We start from the raw sequence: 16,489 nt of genomic DNA on the forward strand, positions 1-16,489 counted from the left end.
AAATATTATCAATCAAACAGTTCTGAGTGTGTCCCTGCGCGGACAAAAACAATCTCACTTATTTTACTGCTGTCACTTAATTTATAGATGAGTAAAAAATCTCCACCAATATGATATTCACGGAAGTTTTCCCAGTCTTTAAGAAAGCCTTTGATATAATCTGCCGTCCTTGGCAATGTCGTTCGTTTACTGACTGTTGTCTTTTTCAAGTTCAATAAATAACTCATCAGAAGTCGTAAAACGTGCGCTATGAGTTTGAACGATCTCTTCTTCTTCCTGCATCGCCGCACGTGTTTGGGGATTAGGTATTTTTAATTCAAATGGAATTGCTTGATCTGCGACGACGCGATTTAAAAACAAACGTACAGCATCGGAAACCGAAAGACCCATTGCATTGAGTGCTGCCGTTGTCTGTTTTTTGACGTCATCATCAATCCGGACATGCAACATTGTGGTGTGTGTAGCCATTTTAGCCTCCTCATCAATAAACAGAGTTTGTATCTCAATTGGATACAGCCAAGTTTGTTGATAAAATCGGTATGTTTGTTATGCCATAACCCTGTCGTTAATTCTTCCCTAGCAACCGCCGATTAAAGTCTTCTATCTTTCCCTGCGAAATACGGGTCAGCATGGTTTTGCTCCAACTGGCGGATAATCCAGATACTGACAACAAGCGGTGATACTGTTCTTCGTCAAACGGCATATGCCAGGCAATAGCAATGGCCTCTGATACACTGATATCACTGGTGCGCGCTAATAGCTCAAGTGGATGGCCGTCGCTGACTTTGCCGGGTGAAATCACACGATACAACCAACCGCAGTAGCCGGTTTGCTGCATCAGCACCGACATATCTTCGATAGCAAAATGGAAGTTGAGTTTGTAGCAAGGTGAGCGCGGTTGTGTCACCTGAATGAGTGTTTCACCCCAGCGGTAAATATCCCCCATATAGACATTTTGTTCAGTCATGCCGAGGGTCGATATGTTCTCGCCGTAAGCCGGAGCGGAAAAAAACTCAGCCTGTTCAGGGAATTGCTGTTCCCAGTGAGCGTAATGCTCGCGTGGGTAGTGGCATAACGCCCGATCCGGGCCGCCGTGAAAGCGAGTTTCGGCTTGTTCATCCCCTTCCAGCCCCAGAGATGTGAGCATAATGCTGCCCTGCACCTGACGTTTGCCAATGGCACTTGGGGAACTGCCGCTGTAAGGCTCGATTTTACCGATATAAACCTGTGGATATTTCATCTGCTCTCCTTGTCTGCGTTCAGAAGGGAGATTCAGAATACCCTGCCTGACGACAGGGCTCCATGGTTTAACGCAGAATCAGAAGGTTTCCCAGTTGTCCTGCTGTTGGCTGCGGTTCGTCTCAGGGGCTGGGCGTGGTGGGGTTGCCCGTGGAGTGGTTGTTTCGCTTTGAACAGATTCAGTCTCTGCTTCGGACAGGCGGAACACGGCAACAGCGTGTGCCAGTAAGATAGCTTGTTCTGCCAGTGAATCAGCGGCAGCGGCAGACTCTTCCACTAATGCGGCGTTCTGTTGAGTCGTGCTGTCCATTTCCGAGATAGCCTGACTGACCTGGGTGATGCCCCGGCTTTGTTCATCTGAGGCTGAGGCAATTTCCGCCATGATATCGCGCACATGGGTTACTGAGCGGACAATATCTTCCATAGTTTGACCCGCATTTTGTACCAACGATGTACCGGCATTGACTTGAGATACCGACTCTCCAATCAACCCTTCAATTTCTTTTGCTGCCTGTGCACTGCGTTGTGCCAAATTACGCACCTCACTCGCGACCACAGCAAAACCACGCCCTTGCTCACCGGCACGCGCCGCTTCAACTGCGGCATTCAGCGCCAGAATATTAGTTTGGAAAGCAATACTGTTAATCACCGAGGTGATTTCAGAAATGCGTTTAGAACTGCCAGAAATATCGTTCATAGTGCGCACCACATCGTTAACCAGCTTGCCGCCTTGTTGCGCGGTTTGTGATGCTTCCGTCGCTAGCTGATTAGCATGGTGGGCATTATCAGCATTCTGTTTAACCGTGGCATTCAGCTGCTCCATACTGGCGGCAGTTTCTTCTACCGCAGCTGCTTGTTGCTCTGTTCGGGATGATAAATCAGTATTGCCGGCAGCAATCTCGCCAGAGGCATGAGATACCTGGCTGACGCCAATGCGAATTTCGTCAATCATGGCTCGCAGGTTTTCATTCATTCGGGCGACGGCATTCATCAGCAGGCCCAGTTCATCAGTACGATTGGAGGTGGTCGCTGCGGTTAAATCACCGGTGGCAATGCGCTCGGCCATCGCCAACGTGGTGCGCAGTGGCACAGTAATCTGGCGAGTCATGCGCCATGAAATCAGTAAACCCAATATCAGTGCCGTAATAGCTGCTATAGCTAGCTGCAATTGCGCATTATTGATTTCATCATGAGTACCTTGTAGTTCCTGAGTGAACAAATGCGTCGCCAACTTGTTTAATTCATTGGCATTCTCTTCCATCACTTTACCCACTTCCAGCTCTTGCTGATATGCCGGTAAATAGGCTAATACGTTGTCTTTATAGGCACTGAGACTGGAAATGACCGGAGCTAATAGTTTTTGCTGATCGGCTGATAGCACTGGCATAAAAGCATCCGCTGCGCTGCTGGCGATATTGATTGAGGTTATCAATGAAGACTCTGCATCCTGGTTGCGATCCAGTAATAAACCTCGCGCGTTATAGCGCACGGTCATTAACTTTTGGTTCATTTCCGCCAGCAGAATCTGGGTGTGGGTATCGGCCCCCTCATTAAGCAAACTTTGTTGTAACTCATTGAGGTTCTTTTGCGTTTCAGAGATATTCCAACTTTTGCGTACATCGTCCTTATGAGCCACTGCATTAACAAAATTGCTTTGTTGTTGCAGATATTCGTCTACCACATCGGCAATGCTACTGATTGTCTTGCGGTTGTTTTCCGACCAACTAAGACTTTCGCTTTGGGTTAATAAATTTTTTATATTATTGATATGTTGAGAGTTTTCTTTGATGTATTTCAGGTCATAGGTACGTTCATATAGCGCACGGTTATATTTCGCCTGATTAGCCTCATCATTAATTTTGTAGCTCAAATCGACTTTATAAGCATGTTTTTCAATGGCGGAGAAATGATATGCGGTGGTACCAGCGATGATCCCAACCAACAACAACATCAGGAAAAAGCTTAATCCCAGCTTTTTACCGACTTTCACGTTTTCAAAGTTACCAAAAACTTTGCTAAATGCTGCCATGTTCTTCTCCGTTATGCGGTGTTTTTGCTGCAAATCAATCAGCGTAGGTGAGTTTGGGGAGGTCTAATTATTAGAGGATTTCGGGGAACTGGCGGTATGCGGGGCAGCCTTGGCAAGAGTGCTTTTCCCAAACGTAATACCCGTTATACTTCAAGTTGCATGTGCGTTGGCCGCCTTCCTGTAACTCGAATTATTTAGGGTTATAGTTCATGGATCTAATATCCATGAATACCAGTGACCTTCTTGTACATTCTATCGGCAGGAATTGATTAAACTTTAACAATAAAAAAGCCAGTAAGTAGCAATAAAAAATGCCAGCAAGAGGACCTTGCTGGCATGTATCTTTCGAACTTGAAGCTATAGGGTATAGCTACTTTCGTTACTTAGCTTGAGCGAAACGCGCGGCTGCTTCGTCCCAGTTAACTACGTTCCAGAATGCTTTTATGTAGTCTGGGCGGCGGTTTTGGAATTTCAGGTAGTAAGCGTGTTCCCACACATCCAGGCCCACAATCGGGAAACCTGATGCACCAGAAACAGCTTCACCCATCAGCGGGCTGTCTTGGTTAGCAGTCGACACAACAGCCAGTTTGCCGTCGTCTTTCAGTACCAGCCAGGCCCAGCCTGAACCGAAACGCGTTGCCGCAGCTTGTTCAAATTTTTCTTTGAAGCTATCAACGCTGCCGAAGTCACGTTCGATAGCGGCTTTCAGGTCACCGGTCAGAGTGGTGCCCAGTTTCAAGCCCTTCCAGAACAGGCTGTGGTTAGCGTGACCACCAGCGTTATTACGCATAAAGGTGCGTTTTTCAGCTGGAACTTTGTCCAGATCTTTGATCAGATCTTCAACACTGAATTTAGCCAGCTCAGGGAAGCTCTCCAACACCGTATTTGCATTGTTAACATAGGTTTGGTGGTGTTTGGTGTGATGGATCTCCATCGTCTGCTTATCGAAGTGTGGTTCCAGGGCGTCATAAGCATAAGGTAGGGATGGCAGTGAGTAACTCATAATCATCGTCTCCGTAGGTGTAAGGCGGCACAAAAAAAGTAAGCACCGCGTAAGCATTCGGATCATTATAGTTAATTAAATGATATTGAAAATGATTATCAATGCCGTACTTATTGTATGGTCTTTCTATTCCTGAATCCGCTGGGGATGTGTATACACCGTTGCCCGGCCGGGTTTACTGAAGCCAATCAAGGTGAGATTACAACGTTCGGCGACTTCAACTGCTAAGGTTGTTGCAGCTGAAACAGCAAATAAAATCTCGGCGCCACACATGGCGGTTTTCTGCACCATCTCATAGCTGGCGCGGCTGGAAACCAGCACCGCACCCTGCTGCCACGGCTGTTTGGCTCGAACCCCGAGCAGTTTATCCAGTGCCACATGACGACCTACATCTTCACAGCCACCTAATAATTCGCCTTGAGGATTAATCCAGGCGGCAGCATGGGTACAACCGGTCAGTTGACCCACGGTTTGCACCTGCTTGAGCTGTGCAAGTGCGCGGTCTAAATAGTTGAGGTCGAAGGTTTGTGTGAAGGGTAAGGGGGTTATTGGGCGAAAAATATCGTCCAGTTGTTCGATACCACAAACCCCGCATCCAGTGCGGCCTGCCATAGCTCGGCGGCGTTCTTTTAAACCGGAAAAACGGCGGCTGGAGAGTTCAATATTCACTTCTATACCATTACAACTGGGCGAAACATCAATGGCATAGATTTCTTGTGGCGCGCTAATAATACCTTCTGACAACGAAAACCCCAGTGCGAAAGCCTCTAAATCCTTAGGGGTGGCCATCATAACCACATGGGAAATGCCGTTATACACCAGAGCTACCGGCACTTCTTCTGCTAGCCAATCCAATTGCGGCTTGGTCATTTGATGGCGTTCTAGCACGTTAAGTTGTTTGGCACCGCAAATTCCGGTGGCAAGGTCAATATCTGATGGTTTTATCTGGCTCACTATGCGGCCCTGAAAGTTATAACCCATAATCACAATGTGGTAACATTCACATTAAGAATGGTATGGGTATAATTATATTTATATAGAAATGTATCCCACACCGATAAAGGTGATATCGCTTTAGCGATTTTAGCGCTTCTGGTTTTGTTGAGGGAAGCGAGAACTGAATTTTAAATTTATACAATGTGACAATGAATGAAGGAGAGATCCATGCAGGTCAGCAGAAGGCAGTTCTTTAAGATCTGCGCTGGCGGTATGGCAGGAACTACGGTCGCGGCACTCGGCTTTGCGCCGTCAGTGGCGCTAGCGGAAACGCGCAATTATAAGTTGCTGCGCGCCCGTGAAACGCGGAATACCTGCACATATTGCTCCGTCGGTTGCGGGCTTTTGATGTATAGCCTCGGCGATGGTGCTAAAAACGCCAAAGAGAGTATTTTCCACATTGAAGGGGATCCGGATCATCCGGTAAACCGCGGGGCGCTGTGTCCTAAAGGTGCTGGGCTGGTGGATTTTATTCACAGCGAAAGCCGCTTGAAATACCCAGAATATCGCGCACCAGGTTCAGACAAATGGCAGCGAATCACTTGGAATGATGCATTTGACCGCATTGCCAAGCTGATGAAAGAAGACCGGGACGCTAATTTCATTAAGACTAACGATGCGGGCGTGACCGTCAACCGTTGGCTGAGTACCGGTATGCTGTGTGCTTCTGCATCCAGTAATGAGACGGGTTATCTGACCCAGAAATTTAGTCGCGCTCTCGGCATGCTTGCCGTAGACAACCAAGCACGTGTCTGACACGGACCAACGGTAGCAAGTCTTGCTCCAACATTTGGTCGCGGTGCGATGACTAACCACTGGGTTGACATCAAGAACGCAGACTTAGTTATCGTCATGGGCGGTAATGCGGCAGAAGCGCATCCGGTGGGGTTCCGCTGGGCGATGGAAGCCAAAATCCACAACAATGCCAAGTTGCTGGTGATAGACCCACGCTTTACCCGTACTGCTTCGGTGGCTGATTTCTACACGCCAATCCGTTCCGGTAGCGATATTGCGTTCCTATCCGGCGTGTTGTTGTATCTGATGACCAATAACAAAATTAACCGTGAATACGTCGAAGCTTATACCAACGCCAGCTTGCTGGTGCGGGAAGACTATACCTTTGATGAGGGTTTATTCAGTGGTTATGACGCCGAAAGCCGCAAATACGACAAAACCACCTGGAATTACCAGCTGGATGAAAACGGCTTTGCCAAACGCGATGTCACATTACAAGACCCGCGCTGTGTGTGGAACTTGCTGAAAGAACACGTCAGCCGTTACACGCCAGAGGTGGTTTCCAACATCTGCGGTACGCCAAAAGAAGATTTCTTACAGGTTTGCGAATATCTCGCCGAAACCAGCGTGTCCAATAAAACTGCCACGTTCCTGTATGCGCTGGGCTGGACACAGCACTCGGTTGGTGCGCAGAACATCCGTACTATGGCGATGATCCAATTGCTGCTGGGTAATATGGGGATGGCAGGGGGCGGTATTAACGCCTTGCGCGGTCACTCTAATATTCAGGGCTTAACTGACCTGGGCTTACTGTCACAAAGCTTGACGGGCTATATGAATTTGCCGTCAGAAAAGCAGCCGGATATTGATACGTACCTGAAGGCCAATACCCCGAAAACCTTGTTACCGGGCCAGGTTAACTACTGGAGTAATTACCCGAAATTCTTCGTCAGTCTGATGAAAAGTTTCTACGGTGATAAAGCCCAGAAAGAGAACGGCTGGGGCTACGACTGGTTACCTAAGTGGGATAAAGGCTACGACGTCTTGCAGTATTTCGAGATGATGTCGCAGGGTAAAGTGAATGGCTATATTTGCCAGGGCTTTAATCCGGTCGCGTCGTTCCCGAACAAAAACAAAGTAGTGGCATCACTGTCGAAACTGAAGTTCCTGGTGACTATTGACCCGCTCAATACGGAAACTGCGAATTTCTGGCAAAACCACGGTGAATTTAACGATGTCGATCCATCGAAAATTCAAACCGAGGTATTCCGCTTGCCATCCACTTGTTTCGCTGAAGAAAACGGTTCCATCGTTAACTCCAGCCGCTGGCTGCAATGGCACTGGAAAGGTGCTGATGCGCCGGGCGAAGCATTGAACGATGGCGCTATTTTGGCGGGTATTTTTAGTCGTCTGCGCGATATGTACCGCCGCGAAGGGGGTGCAGTGCCAGAACAGGTGCTCAATATGACCTGGGATTACCTGACGCCAGATAATCCAGAGCCAGAAGAAGTGGCACAAGAAAGCAATGGTAAAGCGCTGGCCGATATTACCGATGCCGATGGCAAAGTTCTGGTCAAAAAAGGCGAGCTGCTCAGCACCTTTGCTCACCTGCGCGATGACGGCACCACCGCCAGTGGCTGTTGGATCTTTGCCGGTAGCTGGACACCCGCCGGTAACCAGATGGCACGACGCGATAATGCTGATCCATCAGGCCTTGGTAATACGCTGGGCTGGGCATGGGCATGGCCGCTTAACCGCCGCATTCTGTACAACCGCGCGTCCGCTGACCCACAGGGTAAGCCTTGGGATCCGAAACGGCAGCTGCTGGAGTGGGATGGTGCCAAATGGGGTGGCGTCGATATTCCAGATTACAGTGCTGCCGCGCCGGGTAGTGATGTCGGGCCATTCATTATGCAGCCTGAAGGTATGGGGCGTCTGTTTGCCATCGACAAAATGGCAGAAGGGCCATTCCCGGAACACTATGAGCCATTCGAAACGCCGCTGGGCACCAACCCACTGCATCCAAATGTGATATCCAACCCAGCAGCGCGCGTCTTTAAAGATGACCTGGCTGCAATGGGTTCTCATGAGCAGTTCCCTTATGTCGGCACCACTTATCGTCTGACAGAACATTTCCACTACTGGACTAAGCATGCACTACTCAATGCTATCGCTCAGCCGGAACAGTTTGTGGAAATTGGCGAAAAACTGGCCGCGAAAAAGGGCATTAAGCAGGGTGATACCGTGAAAGTCAGCTCCAACCGCGGCTACATCAAAGCCAAGGCAGTAGTGACTAAACGTATTCGTACGCTGAATGTTCATGGGCAGGAAGTTGACACTATTGGTATCCCGATCCACTGGGGTTACGAAGGGGTGGCGAAAAAAGGCTTTATTGCCAATACCCTGACACCGTTTGTCGGTGATGCTAATACGCAAACGCCAGAGTTTAAGGCGTTCTTGGTCAACGTGGAAAAGGTGTAACGGAGAGAACCTATGTCACTGCAAACTCAAGACATTATCCGGCGCTCTGGCACCAATTCCCTTACGCCGCCGCCACAGGATCGTAACCACCAGCAAGAGGTGGCCAAGCTTATCGACGTCACCACCTGTATCGGCTGCAAAGCCTGTCAGGTGGCCTGTTCGGAGTGGAACGACATTCGTGATGAAGTGGGCCATAACGTCGGGGTGTACGATAACCCCGCCGATTTGACCGCCAAGTCATGGACGGTAATGCGTTTTTCTGAAGTTGAAGACGAAGAGAGCGGCAAGCTGGAGTGGCTGATCCGTAAGGATGGCTGCATGCATTGTGCTGATCCGGGCTGTTTGAAAGCCTGTCCGTCAGAAGGCGCTATCATTCAGTATGCTAATGGTATTGTCGACTTCCAGTCAGAGCACTGTATCGGTTGTGGTTACTGCATCGCCGGTTGCCCGTTTGATGTCCCGCGCATGAACAAAGACGACAATCGAGTGTACAAATGTACTTTGTGCGTCGATCGCGTCGGTGTGGGTCAGGAACCTGCCTGTGTGAAAACCTGCCCGACCGGGGCGATTCACTTTGGTACCAAAGAAGCGATGAAAGAAGTGGCCGCAGGCCGGGTTAGCGAGCTGAAAACGCGCGGCTTTGATAACGCCGGGTTATATGACCCTGCGGGTGTTGGGGGCACCCACGTGATGTATGTGCTGCATCATGCTGATAAACCTCAGCTTTATCATGGTTTGCCGGAGAACCCGACCATCAGTCCGACGGTCACCTTCTGGAAAGGCATCTGGAAACCACTGGCCGCAATTGGCTTTGCCGCGACCTTTGCCGCCAGTATCTTCCACTACGTGGGTGTCGGCCCGAACCGGGTTGAGGAAGAAGAGGACGAAGACGATAAATCGGATTCCACGCCTTCCGATACCGCATCCAAGGCTCCTGAGCCTACCACCGCTGAACACTCAGACGACGGGGAGACGCGGAAATGAGAAAAGAAAAGCGTATCCAGCGCTACAGTGCGCCGGAGAGAATCAACCACTGGATAGTGGCTTTTTGTTTTATATTAGCTGCGATCAGTGGTTTGGGGTTCTTCTTTCCGTCATTTAACTGGTTGATGAATATTTTTGGTACGCCGCAGCTGGCGCGTATCCTTCACCCCTTCGCCGGGGTGATTATGTTCACTGCCTTCCTCATCATGTTTTTCCGTTACTGGAAACATAACTTGATCAACAAGGAAGACCTGGAGTGGGCTAAAAATATCCATAAAATTGCCATGAATGAGGAAGTGGGAGACACGGGGCGCTATAATTTTGGTCAGAAATGCGTATTCTGGGCGGCTATTATCAGCCTGGTGTTATTGCTGGCCAGTGGCGTGGTAATTTGGCGGCCTTACTTTGCGCCCTCTTTCCCGATCCCACTGATTCGTCTGGCGCTGTTGGTGCATTCGTTGGCCGCGGTAGGATTGATTATCGTGATTATGGTGCATATTTATGCCGCTCTGTGGGTGAAAGGCACCATTACCGCGATGGTAGAAGGTTGGGTACCCGCAGCATGGGCTAAAAAGCACCATCCGCGTTGGTATCGCGAGGTCGATGCCAAAAGGCAGCTTCAGAACAAACAGGAAGAGAAACCCTGATGAGTATTCGCATTGTCCCTAAAGATCAATTAGGTAAACAGAGCGAAAAAGGTACAACGGCGGGGAATATCCCGCCGTTACTTTTCGCGAATTTAAAAAGCCTGTATACCCGGCGTACTGAGCGTTTGCAGCAGTTAGCGCTGGATAATCCACTGGCTGACTATCTGGATTTTGCCGCCAAAATCACCCAAGCGCAGCAAAAAGCGCTGCATGACCACCCGCTGGTGTTGGATATGCAGGCTGAGTTGGCACAATCTGCGGCCAGTGGTAAACCGCCGCTAGATTTGAGTGTTTTTCCGCGCACGGATCACTGGCGCAAGCTGTTATCAGCATTGATTGCCGAGTTACGCCATGATGCCCCCGACCATATCGTGGCGGTATTGGATAATCTGGATAAGGCATCAGTACATGAGCTGGAATTGTACGCAGATGCACTGTTAAACCGCGAGTTTGCACAGATTGGCAGCGAAAAAGCGCCCTTTATCTGGGCTGCGCTATCCTTGTATTGGGCACAGATGGCGAGCCAAATTCCTGGCAAAGCGCGGGCCGAATATGGGGAACATCGCCAATTCTGCCCGGTGTGTGGCAGTATTCCGGTCTCCAGTGTGGTACATATTGGTACACAAAACGGTTTACGTTATTTGCACTGCAACTTGTGTGAAAGCGAGTGGCATGTAGTGCGGATCAAATGCAGTAATTGTGAGCAGACCCGTGATTTGAACTACTGGTCGCTAGACACCGAGTTAGCCGCTGTGAAAGCGGAAAGTTGTGGTGATTGTGGCACTTACCTGAAAATCTTATATCAGGAAAAAGACCCGATGGTAGAAGCAGTGGCAGATGATTTGGCTTCGCTGATTCTTGATGCCAAGATGGAAGGCGAAGGGTTTGCCCGTAGCAGTATTAATCCCTTTTTGTTTCCCGGGGAATAATTTTTCCTTATTACCCCTGATTTGAGTGGCTATGAGCGCAGAACCCCATCATCTTTACAGTCAGTTACCTGCCATAGACAGCTTGCTGCGAGCGCCAGAAATGGCCCCTTTGCTGGATGAATATGGCGCAGCATTGTTAACTGAGAACCTGCGTTTGATGCAGGCTGAAGCCCGTGAATACATCCGTCAATTCCATACATTGGCTGATTGGTGTGCGGACTGGCCTGCGGCTTTACGTTATCGACTGAACCAACGTCAACCCGCATTAAAACCCGTCTTTAACCTCTCCGGTACCGTTTTACACACCAATCTAGGGCGAGCACCTTTAGCGGAATCCGCTATTGCTGCGGTAACTGATGCCATGCGCGGCGCGGTTACCCTCGAGTATTCGCTGAGTGGTGCTGGTCGTGGGCATCGTGATCGCGCGGTAGCCGATTTACTCTGCGAACTGACTGGAGCGGAAGATGCCTGCATCGTTAATAATAATGCCGCTGCGGTATTTTTGATGCTGACTGTCATGGCCGCCGGGAAGCAGGTCGTGGTTTCTCGGGGTGAATTGGTGGAAATTGGCGGCGCTTTTCGTATCCCGGATGTGATGCGTCAGGCCGGTTGTGAGCTGGTTGAAGTCGGTACCACCAACCGCACTCATCTAAAAGATTACCGTCAGGCCATTAGCGAACATACTGGTTTGCTGATGAAAGTGCATACCAGTAATTACAGTATTGAGGGCTTTACGGCCTCGGTGGCGGAGCAGCAACTGGCTGCCTTGGGACATGAATTTGCGATTCCGACCGCAACAGATCTGGGCAGTGGTTCGCTGGTGGATATGACCCGCTACGGCTTACCGGCGGAGCCTATGCCGCAGCAGTTAATTGCAGCGGGCGTCGATTTGGTGACTTTTTCAGGGGATAAACTGCTCGGTGGCCCTCAGGCAGGGATCATTCTCGGTAAAAAGCAGTGGATTGATCAATTGCAGCAACATCCGCTCAAACGGGTGCTTCGGGCCGATAAGATGACACTGGCTGCATTAGATGCGACCTTGCGCCTCTATCAGCAGCCCGATCGTTTGACAGAATTGTTACCGACAATGCGGCTGCTGGCGCGTCCGGCGCAAGATATTGCCGAGAGTGCGCAGCGGGTGTTGACCGCCCTAAATAGCAGTCATGGCGCTGAGTTTACGCTGGCGGTAGAGCCATGCTGGTCGCAGATTGGCAGTGGTTCATTACCTGTAGACCGGTTACCCAGTTGGGCAGTAACATTTACCCCTAAAGAGGGACGTGGAAGCGCTCTGGAGGCACTGACGGCGCGCTGGCGTGGATTGGCTAAACCTATCATTGGCCGCGTGGCTGATGGGCGTTTATGGTTGGACTTGCGCTGTTTGGAGGATGAGGCAGCGTTGCTCAGGGAGTTGGCACCATGATTATTGCAACCGCGGGTCATGTTGATCACGGTAAAACCACGTTGTTACAGGCGATTACCGGGGTTAATGCTGACCGCTTGCCGGAAGAAAAGCAGCGCGGAATGACCATTGACTTGGGTTATGCCTACTGGCCGCAATCAGATGGCAGCATTATTGGGTTTATTGATGTCCCCGGACATGAGAAGTTTCTTGCCAATATGTTGGCTGGCGTCGGCGGTATCGACCATGCTTTGCTGGTAGTGGCCTGTGATGATGGCGTGATGGCACAAACTCGGGAGCATCTGGCCATCCTGCGGCTGACGGGGCGCCCGACATTGACGGTGGCGCTGACTAAATCCGATAGAGTGGATGACGAGCGTATTGCGCAAGTACGCCAGCAAGTGATGGAGGAGCTGTTAGCACAAGGCTGGGAAATCGAGCAAGTCACTCTGTTTATCACTGCGGTTACGGCCGATCTGGGTATCAGTGAATTGCGCGAGCATCTGGCGCAATGCCATCAGCAAGATGAAAAAAGTCACCGGCTATCACGGCGGTTTCGTCTGGCTATTGACCGCGCATTCAGTGTGAAAGGCGCAGGTTTAGTGGTGACGGGAACGGCTTTAGCGGGCAAAGTGGCGGTGGATGATACCTTATGGCTCACGGGCAGCGATTGCCCAGTACGGGTGCGGGGTATACACGCTCAAAACCAGAATACCCAGCACGCGCAGGCTGGCCAGCGCATCGCCCTGAATATCTCCGGTGATATTAGCAAACAACAGATCAATCGTGGCGACTGGCTATTAGCCCAACAACCAGCGGAACCTCTAGATAGAGTGCTGGTCGTCGTCGATGCAGATGAACCCATACAGCACTGGCAACCGCTGCATTTGCATCATGCCGCCAGCCATATTACCGGGCGCTTCTCATTGCTTAACACCTCTCCACCAGAGGGCGATAAATCTCAATTGATACTGGCCGAGCTACTGCTGGATAACCCCCTGTGGTTGGCTGAGAATGATCGTCTTATTCTGCGAGATATTGCCGCGAAAAAGACATTAGGTGGAGCGCGTGTTATTCATCTGGCGGTGCCAAAACGGGGGAAACGGCAACCGGCATTTTTGGCGTGGTTAAGCGCGTTAGCGCAAGCGAAGAGTGATCCTGAAGTGCTAGAGTTGCATTTGGCACAAGGGCCGATTTCTCTGCATAAATTCAGTTGGGCACGTCAGCTTAACAGCCATGATATGGCAACATTGCTGGCAGGTACTGATTGTGTGGTGGCCGGTGATATTGCCCTGTCTAGCCCTCATGCTCAGCAAGCTCAACAAACCTTATTACATGTTTTATGCCTCTATCATCAACAGCATACTGATCAGTTAGGATTAGGGCGGGCGCGCTTGCGCCGCATGGCATTGCCGACATTGGATGAAGCATTGGTGTTTCGTTTGATTGATAATCTGCTGACACAAGGCGCGCTAAAAAATACCCGTGGCTGGCTGCATCTCCCTGATCATGGATTGGGATTTACCGAGCAAGAACAAGCACGATGGCAACAGGTTGCCCTCTATTTCTCTGACGATCCGTGGTGGGTTCGTGATTTAGCGGCGGAATTGGCAATGGATGAAAGTGAAATGCGTAGCTTGCTACGTAAAGCGGCACAACTGGGCTACATCACGGCAATTGTTCCCGACCGCTACTATCTGAGCCAACGTATTGAGCAGTTTGCTGAGTTGATTCGTGAATTAGATGCCAGTCAAGGCAGTGCTAGCGCAGCTGATTTTCGTGACCGGTTAGGTATTGGCCGTAAGCTGGCGATTCAAATCCTTGAATTCTTTGACCGCAGCGGCTTCACTCGCCGTCGGGGTAATGACCATTTGTTGCGCGACAGCGGGCTGTTTTCTGCGGGAAGTTAATATATTGCTGATTTAACATCATTACAGATGCCTATTCGCTTTAATTCATTTGTAATGATGTTTTGGCTGTATCTCTAATTTTTGAGAATTGTTATATAACCTGCGGTGCTATCGATGATTTTGCTATCGGCAGTAATGAGAATGTGATTTTCTACTCTGGCTTGTGAAACTAAAATTCGATCAAAAGGATCTTGATGCATGTCTGGGAGTTTGAGGGTGTTAAGAACGTGCTCACTTTTTACCGCTAATTCTTTGAATCCGTTTTCAAACAATCCCTTGCGTAACATTTCGGGATCAATTTCTATTTTCTTAAGTGCTTTTTTTATCGCAATTTCCCAGATATTAGCAACACTGAAATAAATTTCATTATTATAATTGGTGATGATGTTTTCAACTTCCTTGTTAAGTTTCTCTGGTTTGGCAGCAAGCCAGATTAGAATATGAGTATCAAGTAAATAAATCATCTTCATCCTTAGCATCAAACAGATTAATGACAGCCTTGTCTTCATCATCAAAATTATCAGGGCAAGAGACCTTGCCAGCCAAAAAACCTAATTTACGTTTTGGCTGTTCCTCAATATAAGGAATGACTTTTACCAATGCTTTGCCATTTTTGGCAATCAAGAAAGGTTCGCCAGTAGTTGTCACTGCGTTAATCAACTTAGATAAGTTGGTCTTGGCATCATAAATATTGATCTTTTCCATAGACCCCCCTTTGTTGTTGGCCTGCATCAAATATAAAGCATCACAGTAAGTTGGTCAAACCAACTTGACCAGACTATTTGTGATGCTTTATATCAAAAATATTTCAGGGGAGCTTGAGTACATGAGTGATATTAAATTGGAGAAGCATATCGTGACTTCTCCAGTACATATTACTCTGCAGCCTATGAATCTTGCTGACGGCGAATAAAAATCATCACCAAGCCCAGCCACAGCAAGCCACTGATGAGATTGAACAGATTGAAAATACCGCTATTGCCCCACAAATAAGCCACTTTCGCAAATTCAATCCCCAAGGTGAAGACCATCATACTGATCATCCCCATGGCAGCAGACACAGTTCCCTTACTGATATCGCTAGAGAACAGCGTCAGTCGCACTAAACCGGCATTTGCCAGGCCAATACCAAAGGCATAGAGACTCAGCCCAGCAGTCATCCACAAATAAGCATGGGATGAATAGAGGGTCGAGCCAGCGGCAATCATTAGGCCAATAATCATCGGGCCGGCACCATAGCGGATAAGTTGCGGAATACTGGTTTTACCGCTCAATCTCGCCAATGTCAGGTTGCCGATAATCAGTGCGCCGAAAATGGGTACCTGCAAAATGCCATATTCCACGGTTGAGAGCTGCTCACCGCTGATCAGAATCACCGGAGACTGGGCAATCCAAGTCAGTAGAGGCAAACTGGCAAAGCCCAATGCGAGGGATCCGCACAGGAAACGGCGATTGGCCAGCACTTGTTTATAATCGTGCCACATCGCTCCTACCGACAGTTTTTCCCCTTGGCGCGAGGCGGTTTCTGGCATCGCGCGCCACAATCCCACAAATGAAATTGCGCCGAGCGCCGCAAATATCACAAACATGAATTGCCACGGTGCAACATGAATCAAGGCGGCACCCGCCAATGGGCCGAGTAACGGGGCAATTAATGCCACATTTGCCATCAGGGCGGTGATTTTGATACAAACCGCTTCTTCAAAGGATTCCTGAATGGTGGCGTAACCGACTGCGCCGATAAAGCACAAACCGATGCCTTGTAGGAAACGCATGGCGATGAACTGTTCAATCGACGTGACCAATAATATGGCAAGGCAGGTGACCACGAAGAATGCGACACCCACCAGCATCACTGGGCGACGGCCACGACGATCTGATAACGGCCCAAGCAGCCATTGCAGGAACATCCCACCCGCCAGATAGGCTGTCATTGATGTCGGAACCCACTCAATACTGGCATTAAAATCGGCGACTACCGCCAGCATGCCGGGCTGAATCATATCGTTGGCGATATATGCGGCAAATTCGAATAATACCAGGCACAAGGGAAATAAAAGCGCCCGTCGACCTAAACGCGTCGCGGGTGAGAATGAAGTTTGCATAGGTTAAGTTATTAATAGTAAAAATAAAAAAC

Annotated in this window: 15 protein-coding genes; 6 read left to right on the top strand and 9 right to left on the bottom strand. The window is 49.4% G+C overall.

Annotated features, from left to right (window positions below; all coding sequences use genetic code 11):
• Window positions 1-8: 8 nt before the first annotated feature.
• From ACF3VQ_RS00175 to fdhD, 6 genes are all read right to left on the bottom strand, one after another.
• Window positions 9-290 carry a type II toxin-antitoxin system mRNA interferase toxin, RelE/StbE family gene (locus ACF3VQ_RS00175; protein ID WP_392432931.1) on the bottom strand — a complete coding sequence of 94 codons (282 nt, stop codon included), beginning with the start codon at window positions 288-290 and terminating at the stop codon, window positions 9-11.
• Complete coding sequence (locus ACF3VQ_RS00180; protein ID WP_392432932.1) at window positions 187-468, bottom strand: type II toxin-antitoxin system RelB/DinJ family antitoxin; 282 nt, start codon at window positions 466-468, stop codon at window positions 187-189. Before ACF3VQ_RS00180 ends, ACF3VQ_RS00175 begins: the two co-directional genes overlap by 104 nt.
• 97 nt (window positions 469-565) lie before the next feature.
• Complete coding sequence (yiiM, locus tag ACF3VQ_RS00185; protein ID WP_392432933.1) at window positions 566-1,240, bottom strand: 6-hydroxyaminopurine reductase; 675 nt, start codon at window positions 1,238-1,240, stop codon at window positions 566-568.
• 78 nt (window positions 1,241-1,318) lie between these two features.
• Window positions 1,319-3,268: a methyl-accepting chemotaxis protein gene (locus ACF3VQ_RS00190; RefSeq protein ID WP_392432934.1), complete on the bottom strand. Its 1,950-nt coding sequence runs from the start codon at window positions 3,266-3,268 to the stop codon at window positions 1,319-1,321.
• 379 nt (window positions 3,269-3,647) lie between these two features.
• Window positions 3,648-4,271: a superoxide dismutase [Mn] gene (gene sodA, locus ACF3VQ_RS00195; protein ID WP_013650637.1), complete on the bottom strand. Its 624-nt coding sequence runs from the start codon at window positions 4,269-4,271 to the stop codon at window positions 3,648-3,650.
• A 126-nt stretch (window positions 4,272-4,397) separates the two neighbouring features.
• A complete protein-coding gene (fdhD, locus tag ACF3VQ_RS00200; RefSeq protein WP_392432935.1) occupies window positions 4,398-5,252 on the bottom strand; it encodes a formate dehydrogenase accessory sulfurtransferase FdhD in 855 nt (284 codons plus the stop codon).
• 183 nt (window positions 5,253-5,435) lie between these two features.
• Here fdhD and fdnG point away from each other — a divergent pair, with 183 nt between their 5' ends.
• From fdnG to selB, 6 genes are read left to right on the top strand one after another with little or no spacing between them, the layout of a single operon-like run.
• Entirely contained in the window at window positions 5,436-8,483 is a 3,048-nt protein-coding gene (fdnG, locus tag ACF3VQ_RS00205; RefSeq protein ID WP_392432936.1) for a formate dehydrogenase-N subunit alpha, read from the top strand.
• 12 nt (window positions 8,484-8,495) lie between these two features.
• Window positions 8,496-9,467, top strand: coding sequence for a formate dehydrogenase subunit beta (fdxH, locus tag ACF3VQ_RS00210; RefSeq protein WP_219657540.1), 972 nt, complete (start codon window positions 8,496-8,498; stop codon window positions 9,465-9,467).
• Window positions 9,464-10,114 carry a formate dehydrogenase cytochrome b556 subunit gene (gene fdoI, locus ACF3VQ_RS00215; protein ID WP_392432937.1) on the top strand — a complete coding sequence of 217 codons (651 nt, stop codon included), beginning with the start codon at window positions 9,464-9,466 and terminating at the stop codon, window positions 10,112-10,114. Before fdxH ends, fdoI begins: the two co-directional genes overlap by 4 nt.
• Complete coding sequence (gene fdhE / locus ACF3VQ_RS00220) at window positions 10,114-11,043, top strand: formate dehydrogenase accessory protein FdhE (RefSeq protein WP_005161934.1); 930 nt, start codon at window positions 10,114-10,116, stop codon at window positions 11,041-11,043. Before fdoI ends, fdhE begins: the two co-directional genes overlap by 1 nt.
• Window positions 11,044-11,074: 31 nt before the next feature.
• Entirely contained in the window at window positions 11,075-12,463 is a 1,389-nt protein-coding gene (selA, locus tag ACF3VQ_RS00225) for an L-seryl-tRNA(Sec) selenium transferase (protein WP_392432938.1), read from the top strand.
• Window positions 12,460-14,352 carry a selenocysteine-specific translation elongation factor gene (gene selB, locus ACF3VQ_RS00230; RefSeq protein WP_392432939.1) on the top strand — a complete coding sequence of 631 codons (1,893 nt, stop codon included), beginning with the start codon at window positions 12,460-12,462 and terminating at the stop codon, window positions 14,350-14,352. Before selA ends, selB begins: the two co-directional genes overlap by 4 nt.
• 74 nt (window positions 14,353-14,426) lie before the next feature.
• Here the strand turns inward: selB and ACF3VQ_RS00235 are convergent, their stop codons facing one another.
• From ACF3VQ_RS00235 to ACF3VQ_RS00245, 3 genes are all read right to left on the bottom strand, one after another.
• Window positions 14,427-14,816: a type II toxin-antitoxin system VapC family toxin gene (locus ACF3VQ_RS00235; protein ID WP_392432940.1), complete on the bottom strand. Its 390-nt coding sequence runs from the start codon at window positions 14,814-14,816 to the stop codon at window positions 14,427-14,429.
• Entirely contained in the window at window positions 14,800-15,057 is a 258-nt protein-coding gene (locus ACF3VQ_RS00240) for a type II toxin-antitoxin system Phd/YefM family antitoxin (protein WP_145589405.1), read from the bottom strand. The genes ACF3VQ_RS00235 and ACF3VQ_RS00240 overlap by 17 nt, the downstream gene beginning before the upstream one ends.
• A 182-nt stretch (window positions 15,058-15,239) precedes the next feature.
• Window positions 15,240-16,457: an MFS transporter gene (locus ACF3VQ_RS00245; RefSeq protein WP_392432941.1), complete on the bottom strand. Its 1,218-nt coding sequence runs from the start codon at window positions 16,455-16,457 to the stop codon at window positions 15,240-15,242.
• Window positions 16,458-16,489: the final 32 nt, after the last annotated feature.

This window comes from Yersinia fenwicki (genome assembly GCF_043099325.1).
Lineage (GTDB): Bacteria > Pseudomonadota > Gammaproteobacteria > Enterobacterales > Enterobacteriaceae > Yersinia.

What these genes read in the sequence shown, in the direction of transcription:
- ACF3VQ_RS00240 (WP_145589405.1), bottom strand. Translation starts at nt 15,057, where the DNA reads ATGGAAAAGATCAATATTTATGATGCCAAGACCAACTTATCTAAGTTG.
- selB (WP_392432939.1), top strand. Translation starts at nt 12,460, where the DNA reads ATGATTATTGCAACCGCGGGTCATGTTGATCACGGTAAAACCACGTTG.
- ACF3VQ_RS00235 (WP_392432940.1), bottom strand. Translation starts at nt 14,816, where the DNA reads ATGATTTATTTACTTGATACTCATATTCTAATCTGGCTTGCTGCCAAA.
- ACF3VQ_RS00180 (WP_392432932.1), bottom strand. Translation starts at nt 468, where the DNA reads ATGGCTACACACACCACAATGTTGCATGTCCGGATTGATGATGACGTC.
- yiiM (WP_392432933.1), bottom strand. Translation starts at nt 1,240, where the DNA reads ATGAAATATCCACAGGTTTATATCGGTAAAATCGAGCCTTACAGCGGC.
- ACF3VQ_RS00245 (WP_392432941.1), bottom strand. Translation starts at nt 16,457, where the DNA reads ATGCAAACTTCATTCTCACCCGCGACGCGTTTAGGTCGACGGGCGCTT.
- fdhD (WP_392432935.1), bottom strand. Translation starts at nt 5,252, where the DNA reads ATGGGTTATAACTTTCAGGGCCGCATAGTGAGCCAGATAAAACCATCA.
- selA (WP_392432938.1), top strand. Translation starts at nt 11,075, where the DNA reads ATGAGCGCAGAACCCCATCATCTTTACAGTCAGTTACCTGCCATAGAC.
- fdoI (WP_392432937.1), top strand. Translation starts at nt 9,464, where the DNA reads ATGAGAAAAGAAAAGCGTATCCAGCGCTACAGTGCGCCGGAGAGAATC.
- sodA (WP_013650637.1), bottom strand. Translation starts at nt 4,271, where the DNA reads ATGAGTTACTCACTGCCATCCCTACCTTATGCTTATGACGCCCTGGAA.
- fdhE (WP_005161934.1), top strand. Translation starts at nt 10,114, where the DNA reads ATGAGTATTCGCATTGTCCCTAAAGATCAATTAGGTAAACAGAGCGAA.
- ACF3VQ_RS00190 (WP_392432934.1), bottom strand. Translation starts at nt 3,268, where the DNA reads ATGGCAGCATTTAGCAAAGTTTTTGGTAACTTTGAAAACGTGAAAGTC.
- fdxH (WP_219657540.1), top strand. Translation starts at nt 8,496, where the DNA reads ATGTCACTGCAAACTCAAGACATTATCCGGCGCTCTGGCACCAATTCC.